Annotated in this window: 19 protein-coding genes; 6 read left to right on the forward strand and 13 right to left on the reverse strand. The window is 67.9% G+C overall.

Annotated features, from left to right (window positions below; all coding sequences use genetic code 11):
- Positions 1-89: 89 nt before the first annotated feature.
- The 4 genes from CRT60_RS05405 to CRT60_RS05420 form a co-directional block, all read right to left on the reverse strand.
- Positions 90-1,007 (reverse strand): ParB/RepB/Spo0J family partition protein, encoded by a 918-nt coding sequence (locus CRT60_RS05405; RefSeq protein WP_244592286.1) that lies wholly within the window; start codon positions 1,005-1,007, stop codon positions 90-92.
- Positions 997-2,007: an AAA family ATPase gene (locus CRT60_RS05410; protein WP_098735409.1), complete on the reverse strand. Its 1,011-nt coding sequence runs from the start codon at positions 2,005-2,007 to the stop codon at positions 997-999. The genes CRT60_RS05405 and CRT60_RS05410 overlap by 11 nt, the downstream gene beginning before the upstream one ends.
- 147 nt (positions 2,008-2,154) lie before the next feature.
- Positions 2,155-3,465: a hemolysin family protein gene (locus CRT60_RS05415; protein WP_098735410.1), complete on the reverse strand. Its 1,311-nt coding sequence runs from the start codon at positions 3,463-3,465 to the stop codon at positions 2,155-2,157.
- Between the two features lie 335 nt (positions 3,466-3,800).
- The gene (locus CRT60_RS05420) at positions 3,801-4,799 is read right to left on the reverse strand and encodes a cation diffusion facilitator family transporter (RefSeq protein ID WP_098735577.1); all 999 of its coding nucleotides are present in this window, start codon (positions 4,797-4,799) and stop codon (positions 3,801-3,803) included.
- An 865-nt stretch (positions 4,800-5,664) separates the two neighbouring features.
- On the opposite strand from CRT60_RS05420, the gene CRT60_RS05425 reads away from it, so the two are divergent.
- On the forward strand, positions 5,665-6,594 hold the full coding sequence (locus CRT60_RS05425) for a replication protein RepA (protein WP_098735578.1): 930 nt from the start codon (positions 5,665-5,667) through the stop codon (positions 6,592-6,594).
- 142 nt (positions 6,595-6,736) lie between these two features.
- On the opposite strand, the gene CRT60_RS05430 is transcribed toward CRT60_RS05425, so the two are convergent.
- A complete protein-coding gene (locus CRT60_RS05430) occupies positions 6,737-7,927 on the reverse strand; it encodes an HPP family protein (protein WP_098735411.1) in 1,191 nt (396 codons plus the stop codon).
- A 163-nt stretch (positions 7,928-8,090) separates the two neighbouring features.
- Between CRT60_RS05430 and soxR the strand changes: the two genes are divergently transcribed.
- Together soxR and CRT60_RS05440 are read left to right on the forward strand one after the other, a co-directional pair.
- Complete coding sequence (gene soxR / locus CRT60_RS05435; RefSeq protein ID WP_098735412.1) at positions 8,091-8,546, forward strand: redox-sensitive transcriptional activator SoxR; 456 nt, start codon at positions 8,091-8,093, stop codon at positions 8,544-8,546.
- A gap of 132 nt (positions 8,547-8,678) precedes the next feature.
- Positions 8,679-9,833 carry a D-alanyl-D-alanine carboxypeptidase family protein gene (locus tag CRT60_RS05440; RefSeq protein WP_098735413.1) on the forward strand — a complete coding sequence of 385 codons (1,155 nt, stop codon included), beginning with the start codon at positions 8,679-8,681 and terminating at the stop codon, positions 9,831-9,833.
- Between the two features lie 232 nt (positions 9,834-10,065).
- Here the strand turns inward: CRT60_RS05440 and CRT60_RS05445 are convergent, their stop codons facing one another.
- The 7 genes from CRT60_RS05445 to CRT60_RS05475 are packed head-to-tail and all read right to left on the reverse strand — an operon-like array spanning position 10,066 to position 15,885.
- On the reverse strand, positions 10,066-10,803 hold the full coding sequence (locus tag CRT60_RS05445) for a 2-keto-4-pentenoate hydratase (RefSeq protein ID WP_098735414.1): 738 nt from the start codon (positions 10,801-10,803) through the stop codon (positions 10,066-10,068).
- Entirely contained in the window at positions 10,800-11,888 is a 1,089-nt protein-coding gene (locus CRT60_RS05450) for a LacI family DNA-binding transcriptional regulator (protein ID WP_098735415.1), read from the reverse strand. The genes CRT60_RS05445 and CRT60_RS05450 overlap by 4 nt, the downstream gene beginning before the upstream one ends.
- Before the next feature lie 12 nt (positions 11,889-11,900).
- Entirely contained in the window at positions 11,901-12,839 is a 939-nt protein-coding gene (locus CRT60_RS05455) for a 2-hydroxyacid dehydrogenase (RefSeq protein ID WP_098735416.1), read from the reverse strand.
- 31 nt (positions 12,840-12,870) lie between these two features.
- Positions 12,871-13,659: an amino acid ABC transporter ATP-binding protein gene (locus CRT60_RS05460; RefSeq protein ID WP_161957979.1), complete on the reverse strand. Its 789-nt coding sequence runs from the start codon at positions 13,657-13,659 to the stop codon at positions 12,871-12,873.
- Positions 13,660-13,696: 37 nt separating this feature from the next.
- On the reverse strand, positions 13,697-14,506 hold the full coding sequence (locus CRT60_RS05465) for a transporter substrate-binding domain-containing protein (protein ID WP_098735417.1): 810 nt from the start codon (positions 14,504-14,506) through the stop codon (positions 13,697-13,699).
- A 37-nt stretch (positions 14,507-14,543) separates the two neighbouring features.
- A complete protein-coding gene (locus tag CRT60_RS05470; protein WP_098735418.1) occupies positions 14,544-15,197 on the reverse strand; it encodes an amino acid ABC transporter permease in 654 nt (217 codons plus the stop codon).
- Between the two features lie 13 nt (positions 15,198-15,210).
- Positions 15,211-15,885, reverse strand: coding sequence for an amino acid ABC transporter permease (locus CRT60_RS05475; protein ID WP_098735419.1), 675 nt, complete (start codon positions 15,883-15,885; stop codon positions 15,211-15,213).
- Between the two features lie 316 nt (positions 15,886-16,201).
- On the opposite strand from CRT60_RS05475, the gene CRT60_RS05480 reads away from it, so the two are divergent.
- Positions 16,202-17,674: an MFS transporter gene (locus tag CRT60_RS05480; protein ID WP_098735420.1), complete on the forward strand. Its 1,473-nt coding sequence runs from the start codon at positions 16,202-16,204 to the stop codon at positions 17,672-17,674.
- Between the two features lie 28 nt (positions 17,675-17,702).
- Here the strand turns inward: CRT60_RS05480 and CRT60_RS05485 are convergent, their stop codons facing one another.
- A complete protein-coding gene (locus tag CRT60_RS05485; protein ID WP_244592287.1) occupies positions 17,703-18,449 on the reverse strand; it encodes a TetR/AcrR family transcriptional regulator in 747 nt (248 codons plus the stop codon).
- A 276-nt stretch (positions 18,450-18,725) separates the two neighbouring features.
- Between CRT60_RS05485 and CRT60_RS05495 the strand changes: the two genes are divergently transcribed.
- Positions 18,726-19,931 carry an efflux RND transporter periplasmic adaptor subunit gene (locus CRT60_RS05495; RefSeq protein ID WP_098735421.1) on the forward strand — a complete coding sequence of 402 codons (1,206 nt, stop codon included), beginning with the start codon at positions 18,726-18,728 and terminating at the stop codon, positions 19,929-19,931.
- A 30-nt stretch (positions 19,932-19,961) separates the two neighbouring features.
- On the forward strand, positions 19,962-23,114 hold the full coding sequence (locus tag CRT60_RS05500; RefSeq protein WP_098735422.1) for an efflux RND transporter permease subunit: 3,153 nt from the start codon (positions 19,962-19,964) through the stop codon (positions 23,112-23,114).
- Positions 23,115-23,216 lie beyond the last annotated feature (102 nt).

Genomic DNA, 23,216 nt, shown 5'->3' on the forward strand with positions numbered 1-23,216 from the left:
GATGCTTCATTGAGCGTCAGACAGATTCTAAGCTTTTGGCTTTCCGTGTGATTCACGCTTCAAGCGATTCCGCTTGAACCGATCACACTCTAGACGCCCTCGTCCAGAATGGCGTCGATCTCGGCCCGCAGCCGGACCAGCCGGTCGCGGTTGTCGGGGTCGAGATGGCGGCGCTGTTCACGCACCACCGCCACGTCGCGCAGAATGCGCTTCACGCTGGCCTGCAAGGCCCGCACCGCCTCCTTCGCATCCGGCTCCTGCGCCGGCGTGTCGTCCGCGCCGCCGCCCTGGGCATGGTCGCGCTTGGCCTGCCGCACCGCCTTGACGCTGGCGCCCTCCTTGGCCCGCTTCCACAGCCCGGCCTGCAACCCGGCGGGGGCGGCGGCGATCTCGATCATCACCGAGCGGGAGACATGGGCGAACCCGGTCGCATACTCCTCCCGGATCTCATCCGGCAGCCCCATGATCGCCAGCAGCTTGGTCACGTCGGTGCGGTCGCGCCCGACGACGGCGGCCAGCTCGTCATGGGTATAGCCGTGCTTGTCGATCAGCCGGGCGAGCGCCGCCGCATATTCCACCGCGTTCAGATCGACGCGCTGGACATTGTCGATCAGCCCGATCTCGTCCGGATCGCCGGAGGTCAGGATGGCGAAGACCGTCTTGCGGCCCAGCATCTCGTGCGCACGAACCCGCCGCTCGCCGCCGATCAGCAGATACTCGCCCTGGGGCAGGGGACGGACCAAGACCGGGTTCTGCAGCCCGTGCCGCTCGATGGAGGAGGCGAGGCCGCGCAGCTCCGCCTCGTCGAAATGGCGGCGGGGCTGGTCGGGATTGCGGTGGACGCGGGCAAGGTCCAGTTCCACCACATGCGGGAAGCCGGCCGAGGTGCCGAACAGCCGGTCGCTGCCCACCGTCAGCCCGCCGGCCATACCCCCCATCGCGGCGCCCGCAGGCTCGGTCGCAGTGCCCAGCAGCTCGCGGGTCTTGCGTTCGAACTTACGCGACATGGGTCGTCTCCCGGTTCTGGGCATAGGCGCGGATCTGGCGCGCCACCTCGCGGAAGGTCTCGGCCCCCGGCGCCTTGGGATCGCCGGCCAGCGTGATCATGCCGGCCGCCGCCGCCTTGCCATAGACGGTGGCGCGCGGGATGGGATCGAAGACCGGCACCTGACCGGCGTAGGATTCGTGCAGTTCCTGCAACGTCGCGCGGTCCTGGGTCAGCCGGTCGTTGTACATGGTCGGGATGATGCCGGCGATGCGCAGGGACGGGTTCACCCGGCGGCGGATGCGGCCGATGGTGTCGACCAGCCGCTTGACGCCCAGCAGGGCCAGCGCCTCCGTCTGCACCGGCACCACCACCAGCTCCGCCGCAGACAGGGCGTTGGCGGTGACCAGCCCCAGGTTGGGCGCGCAGTCCATCACCACGAAATCGTAGGAGTGGCGCACCTCGTCCAGCTTCTCGCGCAGGATCAGCCCGCCGGTGGAATCGGCCGCCAGCTCCACGTCGGCATCGGCCAGCGACAGCCCGGCCGGCGCCAGGTCCAGCCCGCTCTCCGTCGTCGGCATGATCACCGAGGTCAGCGGCTCTTCCGAGCGCAGAACATAATAGAGTGTCTTGCGCTGCTGCTCCAAGGCGACGATGGCGGCGTTGCCGATGCCGACATGGACGGTGGCGTTACTCTGGGAATCGCAGTCGATCAGCAGCACCCGCGCCCCGCCCTCGGTCAGGGCATAGGCGAGGTTGACGGCGGTGGCGGTCTTGCCGACGCCGCCCTTCTGGTTGGCCACCGCCAGATATGTGGCGGAGCGCGGCCGGCCGTCCGCCTTGTGGCGGGTCAGGAAATCGACGAGCTGCTGCGGGATGCGTTCCGCCCCGCTTTCCCAGCGGCTGATCCGCGCCTTGGTATAGCTGCGGCCGAGCTGCCCGTTCAGCCAATCGGCGAACTGCGTCTGGTTCTCGCCGCGGCGCTCGCGCAACTGGCGCATCTCGTCGCCCCCGCCACCCATCGACCGCACTCCCGTGATTCCGCTTTGGACTCTGCCCCCCATCGGCGGCCGGGCGGAGTCTGAGCAAGTTGCCGGAACTTTGTCAATGGAGCCCGTGCGGAGTTGCAACAACAAATGCACCCCCGCTCCCTCGGTCGGCGACTGGACTCACTCCTCCGTGTCGGCCGGCTGCTCGCCCCTGGGCATCACCAGCACCTTGTCGATGCGGCGGCCGTCCATGTCGACCACCTCGAAGCGGACGCCGTTCCACTCGAACCACTCGCCGGCCTGCGGCACATGGCCCAGCCGGTGCAGCACCAGACCCGCCAGCGTGTGGAAGTCGCCGGCATCGCGCAAGCCGCGCAAGCCGACGGTGTCCTCGAACTCGTCCACCGGCATCCAGCCCTCGACCAGCCAGGAGCCGTCCTCGCGCCGGATCGCCGCGGTCTCCACCGCCTCGCCGGCCTCCGGCAGGTCGCCGGCGATGATCTCCAGGATGTCGGTCAGGGTGACCAACCCCTCGATGCTGCCATACTCGTCGACGACCATCGCCAGATGGTGGCCGGAGTTCTTCATCAGGTCGAGCAGCTTCAGGATCGGCGTGCCGTCATGCACCACCAGCGGCTTGGCGGCCCCGGCCTCCAGGTCGAAGGGGCGGCCCTCGACGACCATGCCCAGCAGGTCGCGGGTGTGGACGACGCCGACCAGCTCGTCGAGCGTGCCGCGGCACACCGGATAGCGGGAATGGCCGAAGCTGCGGATCGCCTCCAGCAGTTCGGCCTGCGGCTTGCCCGGATCGAGCCAGGCGACGTCCGGGCGGGGGATCATGATGCTGCGCACCGTGCGGTCGGCCAGCCGCAGCACGCCGTCGATCATCTCCTTCTCGGCCGGGGCGAAGACGCCGCTTTCGGTGCCTTCGGATATCATCGAGCGGACTTCCTCCTCGGTGACCGTCTCCTCGCGCGCGCCATGCAGGCCGAGCAGCCGCAGCAGCAGGTCGGTGGAGGCGCCGAGCAGCCAGACAAAGGGGCCGGCGATGCGGGACAGCGCGCGCATCGGCGGGGCGATGAGGGCGGCGATCCGCTCCGGGTTCTTCAGGGCGATGCGCTTCGGAATCAGCTCGCCCAGCACGATGGACAGATAGGTGATGACGACCAGCACGCCGCCGACGCCGAGGATCTCGCCCTTGCCGGCCAGGGCAGGGAAGCCGTCCAGCCACTGGCCCAGCCGGTCGCCCAGCGTGGCGCCGCCATAGGCGCCGGCGACGACGCCGACCAGGGTGATGCCGATCTGGACGGTGCTGAGGAAGCGGCTCGGCTCCTCGATCAGCCGCAGCGCCGTCCGCGCGCCGCGGTCGCCCTGGTCGGCCAGATGCTGGAGCCGGGCCTTGCGCGAGGAGACGACGGCCAGTTCGGACATGGCGAACACCCCGTTGAGGAGCGTCAACGCAACGATGATGGCGATCTCAAACGAGAGCATCGAAGGATTCCTTGGAAAAATGGGCATGAGTCGTCACGCGGCCGGCGCCTGGGGCACCCCGCGTTCGACAGAACAGGTGACGGTAAGAAGAGCCGGCAGCGTAATGCGCGTCAGGCATCGGTCGGGCCATGCACCAAGACGGGCAGCACGGGAACGACCGGATCGCTCATGCAGTAAGATATGGGTGCGCCGCGGGCGACCGGAGATCCGATCCCCCGCGGCCGTCTGGGGCCGCTTGGCGAAGTGTTCATCGGGTCCCTGCCTGCCGGGCAGGGCTGCTCCATCCTGATTGCGCTCTGCCCGGCATGTGGTGTCGGTTCGGCCTATTGCAAGGTTCAGCCGTCTGCAAGGCTTGGACGGTCGCCGGCCGCCCGCACCTCGGTGAAGACGCGGCGGATCTCTGGGAAACGCTCCTTCACCCGGCGCTCGATGCGGGCCAGCGTCCGCTCCACCTGACCGGCGCTGACCTCGTCGCGCACATCCAGGCTGAGATTGACGATCACCACCTTGGGGCCGAGATGGATGGTCAGCACCTCGTTCACATGGTCGACCGCCTCCTCCTCCCGCACCAGGGCACGCACCCCATGCACGAGGTCGGGGCGGGCGGCCTCGCCGATCAGCAGGCTCTTCGTCTCATAGGCGAGGAAGGCGGCGGTGGCGGCCAGAACCAGCCCGATCAGGATCGACCCGACGCCGTCATAGACCGGCTGGTCCAGCAGCAGATCGGCCGACAGGCAGGCGGCGGCGATGACCAGCCCGACCAGGGCGGCGCTGTCCTCGAACAGGACGATGAAGACGGTCGGGTCCTTGCTGGCGTGGACGGTCTCGAACACGCCGGCCTCGCCTCGGTCGGCGTTGAAGGCGCGCAGCGCCACCACCCAGCTGATCGCCTCCATCACGAAGGCGACGCCCAGCACGACGAAGTTGATCCAGGCGGACTCCACCGGCTGCGGATGGAGGATCTTCTCCACCCCTTCATAGATGGAGACCACCGCACCGCCGGCGAAGATCACCAGCGCCACGACGAAGGTCCAGAAATATAGCTCGCGCGCGTAACCGAACGGGTGGCGCTCGTCGGGCGGCTTCTTGGACCGCTTCAGCCCGACCAGCATCAGCGCCTCGTTCCCGGTATCGACCAGGGAATGGACCGCCTCGCTCAGCATCGACGCGCTGCCGGTGATCAGCGCCGCGACGAATTTGGTGACGGTGATCGCCAGATTGGCCGCGATGGCGGCAAGGACGACCTTCCCCGACTCCCCGTCTTCCCTGTCCCCCGCCGATGCCGCCCCGGATGTTTCGGCCCCGGATGTTTCAGCCCCGGATGTTTCAGCCATGGTATCCCGCATCCTGTCGCCCCCTCCGGCCAGTCAGGCCCCAGGGCAAGGAAACTCCGCCGTGGCCGGCCTGTTCCCTGGCAGCCGGAGTCCTGAACCTTGGTGACGCTTCCGGGGCAAGGGGGACCGGTCCGGGTTTGAACTTTGGTGACGCCGACAGCCGGACCGACTCGGCGTGACTCCTGAACTTTGGTGACGCTGGGCGCTTGCAGGGTTTGAACTTTGGTGACGCTCCGGGCCTCGACTCGACATGGATTCGACTCGACCGGGCGTTTGAACTTTGGTGACGCCCGGACTGTGGAACCCGATGACGGGTGGTGGAGCGAACGTCGCCTCACCTCCTCCGCCAGCCCCGCAAAGGCATGTTTCTATTCAAATCAACCACTTGACGAGAATCCGCCCGGATCCCCGCCTTCGCGGGCATGACGGAAAGCGCATGACCTTCAACAGGCAACGGACCGGGCAAAGGGCGCGCAGCCCGTCACTCCACCCATACCAGCTCCCTGGAATCCTTGAACTTTGGTGACGCTCCACAGGCAGCGAAGGCCGACTCCGGTCTCGAATCGACAAGGTCAGCGTCACCAAGGTTCAAACGAACGGCCCGTTCCCTGCCGCGATTCGTCCACAGGCGCCTCAGTCTTCCCCATGAACTCTGGTGACGCCTGGCTTGAACTGTGGTGACGCGACTCGGACTTATCCCCTGAACTTTGGTGACGAATCTAATAGTTGATTCCAAATAGGTTCCAAATAGCCTGCGTCACCAAGGTTCAAATTGCCTTCGGCGCGATCCGGGGTGTTGTATCTGGCAGGTTCGGTCATCGGCCCGTCACAGGACGGTCACGCTGGCCAAAAGCTGGAGGTCGGCATGGGCAGCATTCATCGTTTGATCGAGACTCACGGACGCGACGGCGCGCTGGCCCTCGTTTCGGACGAGGAACGGCCGCTGATCGACATCGCCGCGGCGGTCCAGGCCGCGGAAAACGGCAAGCTCGGCATCACCTATGCCGGATTCTGCCAGACCGCGCTGCCGCACCGCCAGCTTCCCGACGACCAGCATTGGGAACGGCCCGGCCACAAGGTGAAGCTGGTCATCCAGCCCGGCGTGATCGAGGACCGCAACGGCGTCACCCGCCGAATCGGCGTTCCTTACGGCAGCCGGGCGCGCATGATTCTGCTCTATCTCCAGACCCGTGCGATTCAGACCGGGAATCCGGAGGTCGAGCTTGGCGGCTCCATGCATGACTGGCTGAAGCGCATGGACATCCCGATCTGCGGCAAGGCCTATCGCGACGTGGAGGATCAGGCCGCGCGCCTGTCGGCCTGCCACCTGACCTTTTTCACCGACGCCGACGGCGGACGGCGGCAGAGCAAGGAATCGATCGTCGCCGACGCCATCCAGCTGCGCCGGCCCGACGACCGCCAGGGCACCCTGTTCACCGAGACGGTGCGGCTCAGCGACAGCTTCTTCAAGGCCTTGCGCGAGCACCCGGTTCCGGTGGCGGAAGAGGCGCTGAAGGCGATCAGCGGCAAGTCGATGGCGCTCGACGTCTATATCTGGCTGGCCTACCGCCTGCATTCGCTGGACAAGCCGACGCCGATCACCTGGGCGGCGCTGCACGGCCAGTTCGGCGCCGGCTATGCCCTGGTGCGCCAGTTCAAGACCAAGTTCATCCCGAATCTGAAATACGCCATGGCCGCCTATCCGGACGCCCGTGTCGAGGAATCGGGCGAAGGGCTGATCCTCCACCCGTCGCGTCCGCCGATCAACGAGCGGGTGGTCGCGCGCATCGCCTGATGCCGCCCCGATTCTTGAACTTTGGTGACGCGCACCGCTCCGATTCTTGAACTCTGGTGACGCCTCCACCCTTCGGACTACGCCTTCCGGACTCCCGTCACCAGAGTTCAAGAATCGCCGCCGATCCCCCGCAGCCGGGCCGTTACGCCCGGCCCGCCGTCACATCGCGCAGGTAACCGCGGGGCAAGGCATCGTTCAGCCCATCGACCCCGGTCTGCACCGCGCGGGCGAGCGCGGTTCGGGCCAGCACCACCAGCAGGTCGGTCTGGGTGATCATCCCCAGCACGCGCCGGTTCTGGTCGACGATCACCACATCGTGGGTGCGGCCGTCGGACAGCCGGCCGAGCAGGCCGAAGACCGGGGTGTCGGGCAGCTCGGTCACTGCCGGCGCCATCACCGTGGCGACCCGCGATCCGTGGTGCAGGGCATCGCCATGCGACAGCTGCTCGTGCCCGACGATGCCGACCACGGCATTCTGCGCATCGACCACCGGCAGGGTGCGGAAGCCGTGCTCCAGCAGCCGGGCGCGGGCCAGCTGGGGATGGGTGTCCGGCGTGACGGTGACGAGGTCGCGCGACATGATCTCGCGGCAGGTGATGTCGGCATGCAGCCGCTCCAGCGCGTGCAGCTCGGCATTGACCAGCAGGGCGCCCAGGTCGTCGCGGCTGACGTCGAGCGTCTCGGCCAGCGTGCGCAGCGCGCCGTCGACATCGCCCTGGGTCAGGCCGGGGCGCAGCTGCGGCGGCGGATCGTTGGTGCGGTGGGTGTTGACCGCCTTGTGCGGATAGCGGTGGCCGGACAGCCGGTGGAACATCAGCCCGGCGGTCAGCAGCAGGATGGAATTCACCGCGACCGGGAAGAAGGCGAACTTGATGCCCATCTCGGTCACCGCCGGCCCGCCCAGCACCGCGGTCAGCGCGGCGGCGCCGCCGGGCGGGTGCAGGCAGCGGGTCAGCGACATGGTGGCGATGGCCAGCGCCACCGCGGCGGCCCCGGCCAGCATCGGGTCGGGAATGACGGCGGCGACCAGCACCCCGACGATGGCCGACAGCGTGTTGCCGCCGACGATCGACCAGGGCTGGGCCAGCGGGCTGGCCGGCACGGCGAACAGCAGCACCGCCGACGCCCCCATCGGCGCCACCAGGACCGGCGCGCTCGACATGTAGGTCAGCATGTTGCGGCAGAGCAGCCCCGTCGCGGCGATGCCCAGCAGCGCGCCGCAGCAGGCGATCAGGCGGTCGCGCAGCGTGGCGCCGGGCAGGATCGGCCGGAACACCACCGCACCCAAGCCCGCCAAGCGCTCGCGCAGGGCGGCAAGCTTTCCCCTGGTCATTCGGTCCCCATTCCCCTGGCCCAAAATTTTGATTGCCCAACCGGCACTTTGCCCATTCAAGCGGCAAAGTCGGGGCAGGCTAAAACCTCAACAGAACTTGAGGTCAAGCGGAAAAGCCGCCAGACTGGCGGGACGGAGGGTTGCAGGAAAGGGGAGGACCGCAATGCTGTCGCCGGAGGAATACGACAAGGACCTGACGGTGGGGGAGGTGGCGCGCCGGTCCGGCGTGGCGGTCTCGACCATCCATTTCTACGAGGCGCAGGGGCTGATCCGGAGCTGGCGCAATCCCGGCAACCAGCGCCGCTTCTCCCGCGACGTGCTGCGCCGCGTGGCGGTGGTCAAGGTGGCGCAGCGGCTTGGCATCTCGCTGGCCTCCATCGCCGACGCGCTGAACGCCCTGCCGGAGGACCGCACCCGGACCACCGCCGACTGGCGCCGCATGTCGGAGCGCTGGCGGGAGGAGTTGGATGACCGTATCGCCAAGCTGACCAGGCTGCGCGACAATCTGGACGGCTGCATCGGCTGCGGCTGCCTGTCGATCCGCGACTGCCCCCTGCGCAACCCGTGGGACGAGCTTGGCGACGCCGGCGCCGGGCCGCGGCTGCTGGATCCGGCCTGAGGACAGGTGTGTGGGATTACGCCGGACAGACCTGCAATCCCCCACGAAAATAAGTGATGCAGAGGGCGCGGCGATGGTCCATGGAAACGGCCGTCACAAGACCCATCCGTCCGCCTCAGGGGATCCACAAGGGTGATCGTCGTCAATCCGCGGCCGCTGCTCCGCACTCTGGCCGGCTGCCTGTCGCTCGTGGCCGCCATCCTGCTGTCCGCCCCGGCGCTCGCGCTGTCCCAGCCGGACACGGCGGCCAAGCAGGCCTATCTGGTCGACCTCTCCAGCGGTGAGGTGCTGCTGGACAAGAACGGGACGACCCGCATGGCGCCGTCCTCGATGACCAAGATGATGACGGCCTATCTGACCTACGACGCGCTGGTCCATGGCCGGACGACGCTCGACACCAGCGTCCCGGTCAGCCAGACCGCCTGGAAGATGGGCGGCTCGCGCATGTTCCTGAAGCTGGGCAGCACGGTGCGGGTGGAGGATCTGCTGCGCGGCCTGCTGATCGACAGCGGCAACGACGCCGCCGTGGCGCTGGCGGAAGGGCTGGCCGGCAGCGAATCCGCCTTCGCCTCGATGATGAACGCCAAGGCGCGCGAACTGGGGATGGCCGACAGCCATTTCATGAACGCCAGCGGCTGGCCGGATCCGGGCCACTACACCACCGCCCGCGATCTGGCGACCCTCGCCACCCACCTGATCCGCGACTTTCCGCAATTCTACCATTATGAGTCGGAGCGGAACTTCACCTGGAACGGCATCCGCCAGGGCAACCGCAACCCGCTGCTCTACCACCCCGTCAGCGTCGACGGCATCAAGACCGGCCACACCGAGGTCGGCGGCTATGGCCTGACCGCGTCGGGGGAGCGCAACGGGCGCCGGCTGGTTCTAGTGGTCAACGGCCTGCCCAGCCCGCAGGCCCGCAACGACGAACCGACCCGGCTGCTCGACTGGGCGTGGAACAGCTTCAAGCTCTACCCTCTGCTGCGCAAGGGCGAACTGGTGGAGCAGGCCCCGGTGTGGATGGGCGAGGAGGACAGCGTTCCGGTGACGGTCGCCGACGACGTCACCGTCACCATGGCGCCGGCCGACCGCAACAGCCTGCATGTCGTCGCCACCCTGGCCGAGCCGCTGCCGAGCCCGGTCCATCGCGGCGACGTGGTCGGCCGGCTGCGCATCGACTATGACGGCGCCGTCCGCCGGCAGGTCGATCTGGTCGCCGGCGCCGACGTCCCGGCTTCCAGCGGCCTGACCGCACTCGGCCAGCGGCTGGGGCATCTGCTGCCGTGAGTGGCGGCTCCCTCTCCCGTCCCGGGAGAGGGAAGGGGCCCGCCGCGAAGCGGTGGGAAGGGTGAGGGGCGATCCAAGGAACCATGCGCTCCTTGATTCTTGACCAACCCCTCACCCTCCCCACTTCGTGGGTCCCCTCCCTCTCCCGGGGCTCTCAGCGGATCTTCGATCCGCCTGACGCCGTCAGCACAAACGAAGTTTGTGCGAGAGGCGGGAGAGGGCTTTATACCCCTCAATCGACCTTCAGCGTGATGGTGCCCATGGTGCCGTAGCGGGCGACCGACTTGCTGCCCGGCTCGACGAAGATGGTGCCGGTGCAGGAGCCGGTGGTCACCACCTCGCCCTCATGCAGGCCGCCGAAGCTGCGGGCGCCGACATTGGCCATCCACACCAGCAGGCGGACCGGATCGCCGGCGCTGTTGCCGCCGACGACATCGACCTTGGTCTCGCCATCGATCTCCAGCGTCACCGTCTCCGTCACCGGATCGAGCGCGCGCCAGTCGGCGATGGCCGGCCCGACGATCAGGGCGCCGTGGTTGAACTGGTCGGCCATGTGGCTCAGCCGGTCCTGGCTGCCGAAACCGGCGAAGCGGGTGTCGACGATCTCCCAGGCGGGATGGACCGAGGCGACGGCGGACAGAACCTCGTCCCGGCTGTAGGGCTGCTCGCGCACCGGCAGGTCGCGGGCGAAGCGGTAGGCGATCTCCGCCTCGACGCCGATGACCTGGAACAGATTGGCCGGCAGGTGATCGGTGCCTTCGAAGACGGTGGCGGCGTTGATCGGCGCGCGGAACGGCTCGGCGTCGGGCGTGGCGGCGCCAACCTTCCAGGCGGTGACGGGGCCCAGGCGGCGGGCGACGGCGTCCTGGATCTCGTAGGCCTCCGCTTCGCTGGCGGGGCGGTTGTCCAGCCCGGTCAGCCACTGGCGGGTCTCGCGCGCCTCGATCAGGGCCTCGACGGTATCGGTCATGACAAATCTCTGTGATGGAGGGAAGAGGAGGGAGAGCCGCAGGATTGGCGGACGACCAGCCGGCCCGGCAGGATGATCCGCTCGGGCGGACCCTGCGGATCGGCGATCCGGCGCAGCAGCAGCCGGGCGGCCTCCTGACCGATCTGCCTTGCGGAGGTGGCGACGGTGGTCAGCGCCGGCCGGCTGAGCGCCGCTTCCGGCACGTCGTCGAAGCCGGTGACGGCCAGATCGCGCCCGGCCCTGAGACCGCGCGCCTCCAGACCCAGCATCAGCCCGAGCGCCACCACGTCGTTGTAGCAGAGCGCCGCCGTGGGTGTCTGCGGCCTATTCAGCAGATCGTCGGCGATCCCGGCACCCGACCGCCGGGTCAGCGGGCAGCGCAGCACCAGGTCGTCGGCCAGCCCGTGCCGCCGCATCGCCGCGGTGAAGCCGGCATGCCGCCCGGCGTAGGCGGAATGGTCCAAGGTGCCGCCGACGAAGGCGATCCGCCGATGGCCCAGCGCGACGAGATGATCGATGACCGTCTCGATGCCCGCCTGATAATCGACCCCGGCATAGTCCCGCCCCCGGCCGGACTCCAGGCTGTCGGAGACGAAGCGCAGCGCCTGCACGCAGGGCAGCCGCCAGCCGTCCAGCCGGTCGAGCAGCTCGCCGTCCGTCCCGGCGGCCGGGCAGAGGATCACCCCGTCGACATTGTGCTCCCGCATCCGTTGCAGGAAGCGGTCCTGCCGGTCGGTCTGCTCGGCGGTGTTGGCGATGAAGGCGACGAAGCCCTCGGTGTCCAGCACGTCGTCGACCCCCGCCGTCAGCTCGGCATAGAAGGGGTTGTTCAGTTCGCAGACCAGCAGCCCGACCGTCTGGGTGCGGGCGGCGCGCAGGTTGGCGGCGCCGCGGTTGTAGATGTAGCCGAGCGCCGCCATGGCGGCCTGGACCCGCTCGCGCGTTTCCGCCGCCACCAGCGGGCTGCCGCGCAGCACCAGCGACACGGTCGAGCGCGACACCCCGGCATGGCCGGCGACCTCGGTCAGGGTGACGCTTCCCGGATTCCGGCTGCCCGGCTTTTCTCTATCGCGCGGCTTGGCCACGGCGGGGGCGCCTCACACCACGGCGGTCGGCGGCGGCCGGCCGGCGAAGAAAGCCTCCAGATTGTCGAGGACCAGCTGGCCCATCGCCATGCGCGTCTCGACCGTGGCGCTGGCCTGATGCGGCTGGAGCACGACATTGTCGAGGCCGTAGAAGCCCTCCGGCACGTTCGGCTCGTCGGCGAAAACGTCCAGCGCGGCGCCGCCGATCCGGCCCTCGGTCAAGGCCGCCAGCAGCTCCGGCTCGTCCACCACGCTGCCGCGGGCGACGTTGACCAGCAGCCCGTCCGGCCCCAGCGCGTCTAGCACGGCGCGGCCGACCATGTTGCGGGCGTCCGCCCCGGCCGAGGCCGCGACCATCAGGATGTCGCTCTCCCGCGCCAGATCGACCGGCGAGGCGACGAAGCGGTAGGACACGCCGTCGCGCGGCTTACGGTTGGTGTAGGCGATGGTCATGCCGAAGGCTTCGGCGCGCTTGGCGATGGCCTCGCCGATGCGGCCCAGGCCCAGCACGCCCAGCCGCTTGCCGCTGACCTTGCGGGCGAGCGGCAGCTTGCCCGTCGGCCATTGCCCGGCGCGGACGAAGCGGTCGCCCACCATCATCCGGCGCGACCCGGCGATCATCAGACCGATGGCGAGATCGGCCACATCGTCGGTCAGCACGTCCGGCGTGTTGCTGACGCGCACGCCGCGGCCGCGGCAATGTTCCAGATCGACCGCATCGGTGCCGACGCCGTTGATGGCGACGATCCCGAGATTGGGCAGCGCATCGACCACCGCGTTCTTAACCCCGGTCCCGCCGCCGGTGACGACGGCGCGCACCCGGCCGGCGACCTCGGCGATCAGCCGGTCGCGGTCCGGGGCGGCGGACAGGCGGTGGACGGTGTAGGCCGCATCCAGAGCCTGCTCGATGGCGGGCATCATGGGTTCGATGAGAAGAATTTCGGGCTTCATCGCAATGTGTCCTTGGTGGAACGGCGGGTGCTCAGTGCGTGAGGATCTGGCCGAGGAAGCTCCGCGTCCGCTCCGATTTCGGGGCGGTGAAGAACTCCTCCGGCGTGTTCTGCTCGACGATCTCGCCGCGGTCCATGAAGATGACGCGGTGGGCGACCGATTTGGCGAAGCCCATCTCGTGCGTCACGCACAGCATGGTCATGCCGTCTTCCGCCAGACCGATCATGGTGTCCAGCACCTCCTTGACCATCTCCGGATCCAGCGCCGATGTCGGCTCGTCGAACAGCATCACCTTCGGGTTCATGCAGAGCGACCGCGCGATGGCGACGCGCTGCTGCTGGCCGCCCGACAGCTGGCCGGGGTATTTGTCGGCCTGTTCGGGGATGCGCACCCGCTCCAGATAGCGCATGGCGGTGGCCTTCGCCTCGGCCTTGGTGGTGCCGCGCACCTTCAACGGCGCCAACATGCAGTTCTCCAGCACGGTCAAATGCGGGAACAGGTTGAAGCTCTGGAACACCATGCCGACCTCGCGCCGGACCATGTCGAGCTGGCGGTGGTGCGGGCCGAGTTCGACGCCGTTGACGGTGATCCGGCCCTTCTGGTGGCGTTCCAGCTGGTTGATGCAGCGGATCAGGGTCGATTTGCCCGATCCGGACGGGCCGCAGATGACGATGCGCTCGCCCCGGTGGACTTCCAGGTCGATGTCCTTGAGCACCTGGAACTGATCGTACCATTTCTGGACGCCCTCCATGCGGATGACGACATCCGCGCTCATCGCAGGCGCTGTGCCGTTGCGCGTCGGTTCGGTCGCCAGTGCCATGGTCCTGTCCTCCACCGGGGTTTGCGTTACGCTCGTCTTAGGACTTGCTGGCGGTGACCGCCGCCGGCAGGTCGGTGCCCAGCCACTTCTGGTGGATGGCGTTCAGCTCGCCGTTCTTCTTCACGGTGTCGAGGAAGCCGTTGACCCAGCCCATCAGCTTGTCCTGGCCCTGTCGCAGGGCCACGCCCTGGACCTGGCTCTTCAGGACGAACTTCATCTCGTAATTGGCCTGGGGCGCCATCGTCTTGATCTGCTGGGCCACCACGTTGCTGACGCCCAGGGCATCGACCTGACCGGACAGCAGGGCCTGCACGGCGCTGGCGTCGTCGTCGAAGCGCATGACGCGGGCATCCTTCGGCGCCACCGCGGTCAGCGACTGGTCTTGCGTGCTGGCGCGGGCGACGCCGACGCTCTTGCCCGACAGATCCTCGGCCTTCGCGACCGTCGACTTCTGCGGGGCGAGCAGCCCGATCTCGATGGCGGCATAGGGCTCGGAGAAGGCGACCTGCTTGGCGCGCTCCGGCGTGATGCCGAGCGAGGCGACCAGAACGTCGACCTTGCCGGTCAGCAGGTAGGGGATGCGGTTCGGACCGGTCACCGGCACGATGTCCACCGGCACGCCCATGTGCTTGGCCATCAGCTTGGCGACGTCGGCGTCATAGCCGTCCGGCTTGCCGTCCGAGCTGGTGATGCCGAAGGGCGGGAAATCGACCAGCATGCCGATGGTCAGCTTGCCCTTGCCCTTGATGTCCTCGACGCTCTGGGCGTGAGCCGTGGCGGTCAGGCCAACCGCGGCGGTCATCAGGGCGCCGGCGACGATCAGGCGGCGGGTGACGGTGAAGGCCATGGGTGTTTCCTCCGAGTGCGAATGTTATTGAGAGTTCTTAGCGAGAAGGCGCTGCGTAGCGGGCTTCCAGGCGCTGGCTCAGCAGCGACAGCGGCCAGCACAGCGCGAAATAGATCGCGGCGACGATGCCGAAGACCAGGAAGGGCTGGAAAGTGGCGTTGTTGACGATCTGGCCGGCGCGGGTCAGCTCGACGAAGCCGATGATGGCGGCCAGCGAGGTGCCCTTGATGACCTGCACCAGATAGCCCACGGTCGGCGGCACCGCGACCTTCACCGCCTGCGGCAGGATCACGTAGCGCATCAGGCCGGGATAGCGCAGGCCGAGCGACGATGCCGCCTCCCACTGGCCGCGCGGCACCGACTGGATGCAGCCGCGCCAGATCTCGCCCAGGAAGGCGCTGGTGTTCAGCGTCAGCCCGACCGCCGCGGCGACCCACGGGCTCATGTCGATGCCGATCACGGTGGCGCCGAAGAAGACGAGGAACAGCTGCATCAGCAGCGGCGTGCCCTGGAACAGCTGGATGTAGCCGGTGGCGAGCAGGCGCAGCGGCTTCACGTCCGACGTGCGGCCGAGCGCCACGAACAGCCCGACGAGGCCGCCGCCGATGAAGGCGATGACCGACAGCATCAGCGTCCATTGCACGGCGCTGAGCAGGAACAGGAATTCGTTGTATCCGAAGGCGCGGATCATCGCTCGGTCCCCCTCAGCGCCGGTCAACGGTGTAGGCGAAGGCCAGCCGGTAGATGCCGGCGAACAGGGCCGAGAACATCAGCGCCAGCACCAGATAGATCCCGGTCACGACGATGTAGATCTCGAAGCTGCGGAAGGTCTGCGACTGGATGTTGTTGGCGACCGAGGTCAGCTCGTCGGCGGAGATGGCGGACACCACGCTGGAACTCAGCATCAGCAGGATGAACTGGCTGGTCAGCGCCGGGTAGACCGTGCGCAGGGCCGGCTTCAGCACGATGTAGCGGAAGACCTGCAACGGCCTGAGGCCCAGCGCCAGCCCGGCCTCGATCTGGCCCTTGTGGATGGATTCGATGCCGGCGCGGATGATCTCGGTGGCGTAGGCGCCGACATTGACCACCATCGCGATCATCGCCGCCACGTCCGGCGACAGCCGGAGCCCGACCGTCGGCAGCCCGAAGAAGATCAGGAAGATCTGCACCAGGAAGGGCGTGTTGCGGATGACCTCGATGTAGACATTGATCGCCCAGCGCACCGGCTTCGGCCCGGAGGTCTTGCCGAGCGCGCAGAGGATGGCGACCACCATGCCGATGGCCATGGCGCCGAACGACAGCCTGACGGTCAGCCATGCCCCGTCGAGCAGATAGTCCCAGGACGCGAACACCGCGTCGAATTGAAAATCATAGGTCACGGGCGTTCCTCCGCACCCGTGTCGCGCTGCCCTCCGGGAATTGCTTTCGGAAGTCTCGGCGTCGCACGGATTGCCTTTGTCCGCTCAGGTCTTGTCGTCCGGGAGTCCTGCCCGGACCGCAGGGCGCATCTCTGCGCTCCAACTGTCGGCACACGGTAATTGGATCGATCCAAAAGCGCAACGGGAAATGAGGAGAGTCAGGACAATTCGCATGCCAGATATTTGACGGCACCCCGCGGGTTCGGAAACCTTCCGGCGGCACGCCGTGTTCTCACAGGCACGACATCTGCCGCCAGCCTTGGGGAGTCAGCCCGACATGACCGCTGCAAACAGCGCCGCCGCGGTGAGCAGTCTGGTGCCGGCCCGGATGGACCGGCTGCCCTGGGCGCGCTTCCACTGGATGGTGGTGATCGGGCTGGGGGTGAGCTGGATCCTGGACGGCATCGAAATCCAACTGATCTCGGCCTCCGGCTACAAGGAGAGTCTCGGCATGTCGAGTGCCGAGGTCGGCTTGGCCGGCACCATCTATCTGATGGGGCAGGTGGTGGGCGCGCTGGTCTTCGGCCGGCTGACCGACCGCTGGGGACGGAAACGGCTGTTCATCACCACGCTGGCGCTCTATTTGATCGCGTCCGGCATCGCCGGCTTCGCCTGGACGCCCTGGTTCCTCTATGTCTGGCGTTTCATCGCCGGGATGGGCATCGGCGGCGAATATGCCGCCGTCAACTCGGCCATCGACGAGCTGATCCCCGCGCGCTTCCGCGGCCGGGTCGACATCGCCGTCAACGGCACCTATTGGGCGGGTGCCATGATCGGCGCGGTCGGCAGCGTCTTCCTGCTCGACCATTCGCTGGTCCCGGAAAATCTCGGCTGGCGCATCGCCTTCTTCATCGGCCCGCTGCTGGGTCTGATCATCATCCAGCTGCGCCGGCACATTCCGGAAAGCCCTCGCTGGATGGTCACCCACGGCAGGGAGGCGGAGGCCGAACGCATCGTCGACGACATCGAGGCCAGCGTGAGGGAGCAGGGCAAGAGCCTGGCGCCGGTCGATCCGAAGCGGGCCATGCACATCGTCGCGGAAGAGTCGGTGTCCTACGCGCAGCTGGTCGACGTCTTTTTCCGGCAGTACCCGACGCGCACCGTCCTGGGCGTGACGATGATGGTGACGCAGTCCTTTCTCTACAACGCGATCTTCTTCACCTACGCGCTGGTCCTGCAGAATTTCTACCATCTCGATCCGTCGCAGACGGCGCTCTATTTCTTCCCCTTCGCCGCCGGCAACCTGATCGGGCCGCTGCTGCTGGGGCCGCTGTTCGACACGGTGGGTCGGCGCCGGATGATCTTCGGCACCTATCTGCTGGCGGGGGTCGTGCTGCTGGTCTCCGCCTTCCTGTTCCGCCAGGGGGTGCTGACCGCGAACACGCACACGATCTTCTGGTGCGTCTCCTTCTTCTTCGCGTCGGCCGGGGCGTCGTCGGCCTATCTGACGGTCAGCGAGATCTTTCCGCTGGAGGTCCGGGCGCAGGCGATCTCCTATTTCTTCGCCATCGCCCAGGTGGTGGGATCCACCGGCCCGCTGCTGTTCGGCTGGCTGGTGGGGGAGGGGACGGAGCGCGACCCACTGTTCTGGGGCTATGTGCTGGGGTCGGTGGTGATGATGATCGGCGGGGTGGTGGCGCTGGTCTATGGCGTCGACGCCGAAGGCAAGAGTCTGGAGGACATCGCCGAACCGCTGACCAAGGCCGGCCGCGCCCGCGGGGTGGGGGATACGGCGGCGGAGACGATTTGAAAGGCAGCGATTTGAGGTTTCCCTCCCCTCAGCCCGCCTTGGTCACCCTCGCGCACGCCCCGGTCAGGAAGAGGCGCACCGCCTGCCGGACATAGCGGTCGAGGTCGGGGATGGCCGGCGCGCTCTGCGGCAGGATCAGGCGGCGGATCAGCAGGTTGCCGGTGACCATGCCCAGGAAGGCCTGCGCGGCGGCGGCCGGATCGTCGATGCTGAGATCGCCGCTGTCCGACAGCCGTTGCAGATAGTCGGCCAGCCGGCCGATGGCGTTCTCCGGCCCGATGCGGAAGAAGGCCTCGGTGATGTCGGGCACCCGGTCGCCCTCCGCGATCAGGATGCGGACGGTGGCGGTCGTCTCCTCGTTCAGCAGGGCCTTGACCAGATGCAGCGCGAAGGCGGTCAGCCCGGCTTCCGGCGTCACCCGCTCGTCAGCCTGGGCGGGGGCGAGGCCGGAGAAGATCATGGCGTTGTCCTCCTCCATGATGGCGCGGAACAGTCCCTCCTTGTCGCCGAAATGCTCGTACAGCGTGGCGCGGGATCCGCCGGCGACGGCGATGATGTCGCTCAGCGTCGTCTTCTCGAAGCCCTTCTCGACGAACAGGCGCCGCGCCGCCGTCAGGATCGCCTGCCGGCGCGCCAGGCCGCGCGGCCCACAGGTGGCGGGCCCGCAAGTCGGTCCGGCAGTGGCGGCGGTCGGCGGGTGCCCGGCCCCTTCCCTCTCCATCGGGGCCTTCTCTATCGGGGCTTTCCCGATCTGGGCCTTTTGGCTGCTGGTCATCTTGCGTTTCCCTCGGTCCCGGGCCGCGATCCGGCACATTCTGCGAAAAGGACGTGGGGGTTCCCGGTGACTTCCCATGTTCCGGCCCCATATCGGGCATTTGCGGAACCCCCTTGCGCGGTGCAGCATTCTGAATGTATCGTCTGGTACACTGTACTGTATGAGACAGTACTAAGCAACGGGGATGTGCCGGACCGCCTGACCCCGCAGCGTATAGAGAGAGCGTGCAGCAGGGAGACGGGTCCGCCGACGTGCGGCGCCGAGACGAGGAAACAGATGTCCAGTTCAAAGCCATTCATGACGTTGGCCGCGGCGGCCTGCCTGATCGCGGTGCTCGCCGGCTGCAACCAGCAGAAGCAGGCATCCGGCCAGCCCCAGGGTGCCGGCGGCCCGCCCGAGGTCTCGGTCGCCACCATCGAGCCGCAGCGCCTGCCGGTGACCACCGAGCTTCCGGGCCGCACCGCCCCCTACCGGGTGGCGGAAATACGGCCGCAGGTCAGCGGTATCGTGCTGAAGCGCCTGTTCCGCGAGGGCAGCGAGGTCAAGGCGGGCGACCAGCTCTATCAGATCGACCCCGCCACCTACGAGGCGTCGCTGGCGAGCGCCCAGGCCGACGTGCAGAAGGCGGAAGCCAATCTCCAGGCCGCCCGCAACAAGGCGTCGCGCTATGGCGATCTGGTCAAGAACAGCGTGGTCAGCAAGCAGGACTTCGACGACGTCCAGGCCTCGCTGAAGCAGAACGAGGCGCAGGTCGCCTCCGCCAAGGCCGCCTACAACCTCGCCAGCATCAACCTGAACTACACCAAGGTGTTCGCCCCCATCTCCGGCCGCATCGGCAAGTCGGCGGTGACGGAAGGCGCGCTGGTCACCTCCAACCAGGCGACGGCGCTCGCCACCATCCAGCAGTTCGACCCGATCTATGTCGACGTGACGCAGACCGCCTCGCAGCTGATGAAGCTGCGCGAGGACATGGAGACCGGCCGCATCCGCCCGGCGGAACCCGGCAAGATCCCGGTGACGCTGTTCCTGAACAGCAACGCCAGCGGCGACGACACCGCCTATCCGGCGAAGGGCGAGCTGCAATTCGCCGACGTGACGGTGGATTCCGGCACCAGCTCGGTGCAGCTGCGCGCGGTCTTCCCAAATCCGAACAAGCAGCTGCTGCCCGGCCTGTTCGTCCGTGCCCGCGTCGAGCAGGGCGTGGCGGAGAACGCCATCACCGTGCCGCAGGCCGCGGTCGCGCGCTCGCCGGACGGCTCCGCCCGCGTCTGGGTGGTGGGCGCCGACAACAAGGCGACCCCGCGCACCATCAAGACCGAACGGCCGGTCGGCAACGTCTGGCTGGTGTCGGACGGGCTGGCCCCCGGCGAGCGCGTCGTGGTGGAAGGCCTGCAGAAGCTGAAGCCGGGTGCGGAGGTGAAGCCGGTGCCTGCCCAGAACGCGCTGGCCGCATTGCCTGAAAAGGCCGCCTCGGCCCGCTGATCCCAGGTACCGTTCGCAGGAACCGCTCTCATGTCGAAATTCTTCATCGACCGCCCGGTCTTCGCCTGGGTCATCGCCATCGTCATCATGATGGCGGGCGCCCTGGCGATCCTGCGGCTGCCCGTCGAGCAATATCCGAAGATCGCGCCGCCGACGGTGTCGATCACCGCCAGCTATCCCGGCGCCTCGGCCAAGACGCTGGAGGACACGGTCACCCAGGTCATCGAGCAGAAGATGACCGGGCTCGACCATTTCCGCTACATGTCCTCCAACAGCGACTCTTCCGGCAACGTCACCATCACCCTGACCTTCGAGCCGGAGGCCAACCCCGACATCGCCCAGGTCCAGGTCCAGAACAAGCTGCAGCTGGCGACGCCGCTGCTGCCGCAGGAGGTCCAGCAGCGCGGCATCCAGGTGTCGAAGGCCGGCAACGACTTCCTTCTGGTGGTCGGTTTCGTGTCCAGCGACGGGCGCCTCAGCCAGGGCGACATCGCCGACTACGTCACCTCCAACCTCCAGGACACGCTGAGCCGCGTCGAAGGTGTGGGCGACATCACCGTCTTCGGGCCGCAGCATGCCATGCGCATCTGGCTCGACCCCGACGCGCTGAACAACTTCGCGCTGACCACCACCGACGTCTCCAACGCGATCAAGACCCAGAACGCCCAGGTCTCCGCCGGCCAGCTCGGCGGCGCCCCGGCGGTCCAGGGCCAGCAGATCAACGCCACCATCAGCGCCCAGTCGCGGCTCCAGACGCCGGAGCAGTTCGGCGCCATCCTGCTGCGCGTGAATCCCGACGGGTCGCAGGTGCGGCTGCGCGACGTGGCGCGGATCGAGATCGGCTCCGAAACCTACGAGATCAACGCCGCCTACAACGGCAAGCCGGCGGCCGGCGTCGGCATCAAGCTGGCGACCGGGGCCAACGCGCTCAACACCGCCGCCGCGGTCAAGGCGCGGGTGGCGGAGCTTCAGCCCTTCTTCCCGGCGGGCATCGAGGTCATCTACCCCTACGACACGACGCCCTTCGTCCAGCTGTCGATCCACGAGGTGATCAAGACGCTGTTCGAGGCCATCGTCCTCGTCTTCGTCGTGATGTACCTGTTCCTCCAGAACTTCCGCGCGACGCTGATCCCGACCATCGCGGTTCCGGTGGTGCTGCTTGGCACCTTCGGGGTGATGTCGGCCTTCGGCTTCTCCATCAACGTGCTGACGATGTTCGGCATGGTGCTGGCGATCGGCCTGCTGGTCGACGACGCCATCGTCGTCGTCGAGAATGTCGAACGCGTGATGGGCGAGGAGGGGCTCCCCCCGCGCGAGGCGACGCGCAAGTCGATGGACCAGATCACCGGCGCGCTGGTCGGCATCGCGCTGGTGCTGTCGGCGGTGTTCGTGCCGATGGCCTTCTTCGGCGGCTCGGCCGGCGCCATCTACCGCCAGTTCTCGCTGACCATCGTCTCGGCGATGGCGCTGTCGGTGCTGGTCGCCCTCGTCCTGACCCCGGCGCTCTGCGCCACCCTGCTCAAGCCGGTCGCCGGCCATGGGGAAGGGCACGGTCACGCCCGCGGCGGCTTCTTCGGCCTGTTCAACCGCGGCTTCGATGCCGGCAGCCGGGTCTATGTCCGCGGCGTGCGCGGCGCGGTCAACCGGCTGGGCCGCTACTTCATCGCCTATGCGCTGATCCTGGGCGGGCTGGGCTATCTGTTCGTGCAGATGCCGTCCTCCTTCCTGCCGACGGAGGACCGCGGCCAGCTGTTCGTGCTGTGGTCGGCCCCGCCGAACGCCAGCTCGCAGCGCACGGCCGAGACCGCCAAGGCCGTCACCGCCTATATGCTGGAAAAGGAGAAGGACAGCGTCGAGGGCCTGTTCACCATCGTCGGCTTCAACTTCTCCGGCCGCGGCCAGAATGCCGGCATGGCCTTCGTCCGGCTGAAGGACTGGAGCGAACGCACCCAGGCGTCGCAGAAGCCGCAGGCCATCGCCGGCCGGGTGATGGGCGCGATGTCGAAGCTGAAGGACGCGGTGCTCTTCTCCTTCCTGCCGCCGTCGGTTCCCGGCCTCGGCAACGCCACCGGCTTCGACCTTCAGCTGGTCGACCGCGGCGGGCTGGGCCATGACCGGCTGATGCAGGCGCGCAACCAGCTGCTGGGGGCGGCGGCGCAGAACCCGAAGCTGGTCGGCGTCCGTCCCAACGGTCTGGAGGACACCCCGCAGTTCAAGCTGGACATCGACCGCGAGAAGGCGAGCGCGCTCGGCCTGTCGCTCAGCGACATCAACACGACGCTGTCGGCGGCCTGGGGCTCGTCCTACGTCAACGACTTCATCGACCAGGGCCGGGTGAAGAAGGTCTATCTCCAGGCCGACGCGCCCTACCGCATGCAGCCCAGCGACATCGACCGCTGGTATGTGCGCAATGCCGGCGGCCAGATGGTTCCCTTCTCCGCCTTCACCACGGCGCAGTGGATCTACGGCTCGCCGAAGCTGGAGCGCTACAACGGCTCCTCGTCGGTGAACATCCAGGGATCGGCCGCACCGGGCATCAGCTCGGGGGAGGCGATGACCGAGATGGAGACGCTGATGCAGAAGCTGCCGCCGGGCATCGGCTACGAATGGACCGGCCTGTCCTACGAGGAGCGGCTCAGCGGCTCGCAGGCGCCGGCGCTCTACGCCCTGTCGATGATCATCGTCTTCCTCTGCCTTGCCGCCCTCTATGAAAGCTGGTCGGTGCCGGTGTCGGTCATCATGGTGGTGCCGCTGGGCGTCATCGGCGCCGTCATCGCGGCGACGCTGCGTGGCCTGCCGAGCGACGTCTATTTCCAGGTCGGCCTGCTGACCACCATCGGCCTGTCGGCGAAGAACGCCATCCTGATCGTGGAGTTCGCCAAGGCGCTCTACGACCAGGGCATGGAGTTGAAGGAAGCCGCGGCGGAGGCCTGCCGTCAGCGCCTGCGCCCCATCATCATGACCTCGATGGCTTTCATCCTCGGCGTGCTGCCGCTGGCGATCAGCACCGGCGCCGGGTCGGAAAGCCAGAACGCCATCGGCGTCGGCGTGATGGGCGGCATGATCTCCGCCACCGTGCTGGCGGTGCTGTTCGTGCCGGTCTTCTTCGTCGCGGTCTACCGGCTGTTCGTCCGCAGGCGTCCGGGGCATGGCGCCATGCCGCAGCCGGCGGCGGGGGACTGAGGGGGGGAGGACATTTCACCCAGCGATAAATGCCCTCTCCCGCCCCGGGAGAGGGAGGGGACCCGCGGCGAAGCCGTGGGGAGGGTGAGGGGGTAGCCAAGG

Origin of the sequence: Azospirillum palustre (genome assembly GCF_002573965.1) — a bacterium.
GTDB classification, from domain to species: Bacteria; Pseudomonadota; Alphaproteobacteria; order Azospirillales; family Azospirillaceae; genus Azospirillum; species Azospirillum palustre.

Bases quoted from the DNA above. Each gene is read 5' to 3' on its own strand.
- CRT60_RS05425 (WP_098735578.1), top strand. From the start codon at position 5,665: ATGGGCAGCATTCATCGTTTGATCGAGACTCACGGACGCGACGGCGCG.
- CRT60_RS05410 (WP_098735409.1), bottom strand. From the start codon at position 2,007: ATGGGTGGCGGGGGCGACGAGATGCGCCAGTTGCGCGAGCGCCGCGGC.
- CRT60_RS05460 (WP_161957979.1), bottom strand. From the start codon at position 13,659: ATGGCACTGGCGACCGAACCGACGCGCAACGGCACAGCGCCTGCGATG.
- CRT60_RS05485 (WP_244592287.1), bottom strand. From the start codon at position 18,449: ATGACCAGCAGCCAAAAGGCCCAGATCGGGAAAGCCCCGATAGAGAAG.
- CRT60_RS05455 (WP_098735416.1), bottom strand. From the start codon at position 12,839: ATGAAGCCCGAAATTCTTCTCATCGAACCCATGATGCCCGCCATCGAG.
- CRT60_RS05430 (WP_098735411.1), bottom strand. From the start codon at position 7,927: ATGACCAGGGGAAAGCTTGCCGCCCTGCGCGAGCGCTTGGCGGGCTTG.
- CRT60_RS05420 (WP_098735577.1), bottom strand. From the start codon at position 4,799: ATGGCTGAAACATCCGGGGCTGAAACATCCGGGGCCGAAACATCCGGG.
- CRT60_RS05445 (WP_098735414.1), bottom strand. From the start codon at position 10,803: ATGACCGATACCGTCGAGGCCCTGATCGAGGCGCGCGAGACCCGCCAG.
- CRT60_RS05405 (WP_244592286.1), bottom strand. From the start codon at position 1,007: ATGTCGCGTAAGTTCGAACGCAAGACCCGCGAGCTGCTGGGCACTGCG.
- CRT60_RS05470 (WP_098735418.1), bottom strand. From the start codon at position 15,197: ATGATCCGCGCCTTCGGATACAACGAATTCCTGTTCCTGCTCAGCGCC.
- CRT60_RS05480 (WP_098735420.1), top strand. From the start codon at position 16,202: ATGACCGCTGCAAACAGCGCCGCCGCGGTGAGCAGTCTGGTGCCGGCC.
- CRT60_RS05495 (WP_098735421.1), top strand. From the start codon at position 18,726: ATGTCCAGTTCAAAGCCATTCATGACGTTGGCCGCGGCGGCCTGCCTG.
- CRT60_RS05500 (WP_098735422.1), top strand. From the start codon at position 19,962: ATGTCGAAATTCTTCATCGACCGCCCGGTCTTCGCCTGGGTCATCGCC.
- CRT60_RS05415 (WP_098735410.1), bottom strand. From the start codon at position 3,465: ATGCTCTCGTTTGAGATCGCCATCATCGTTGCGTTGACGCTCCTCAAC.
- CRT60_RS05465 (WP_098735417.1), bottom strand. From the start codon at position 14,506: ATGGCCTTCACCGTCACCCGCCGCCTGATCGTCGCCGGCGCCCTGATG.
- soxR (WP_098735412.1), top strand. From the start codon at position 8,091: ATGCTGTCGCCGGAGGAATACGACAAGGACCTGACGGTGGGGGAGGTG.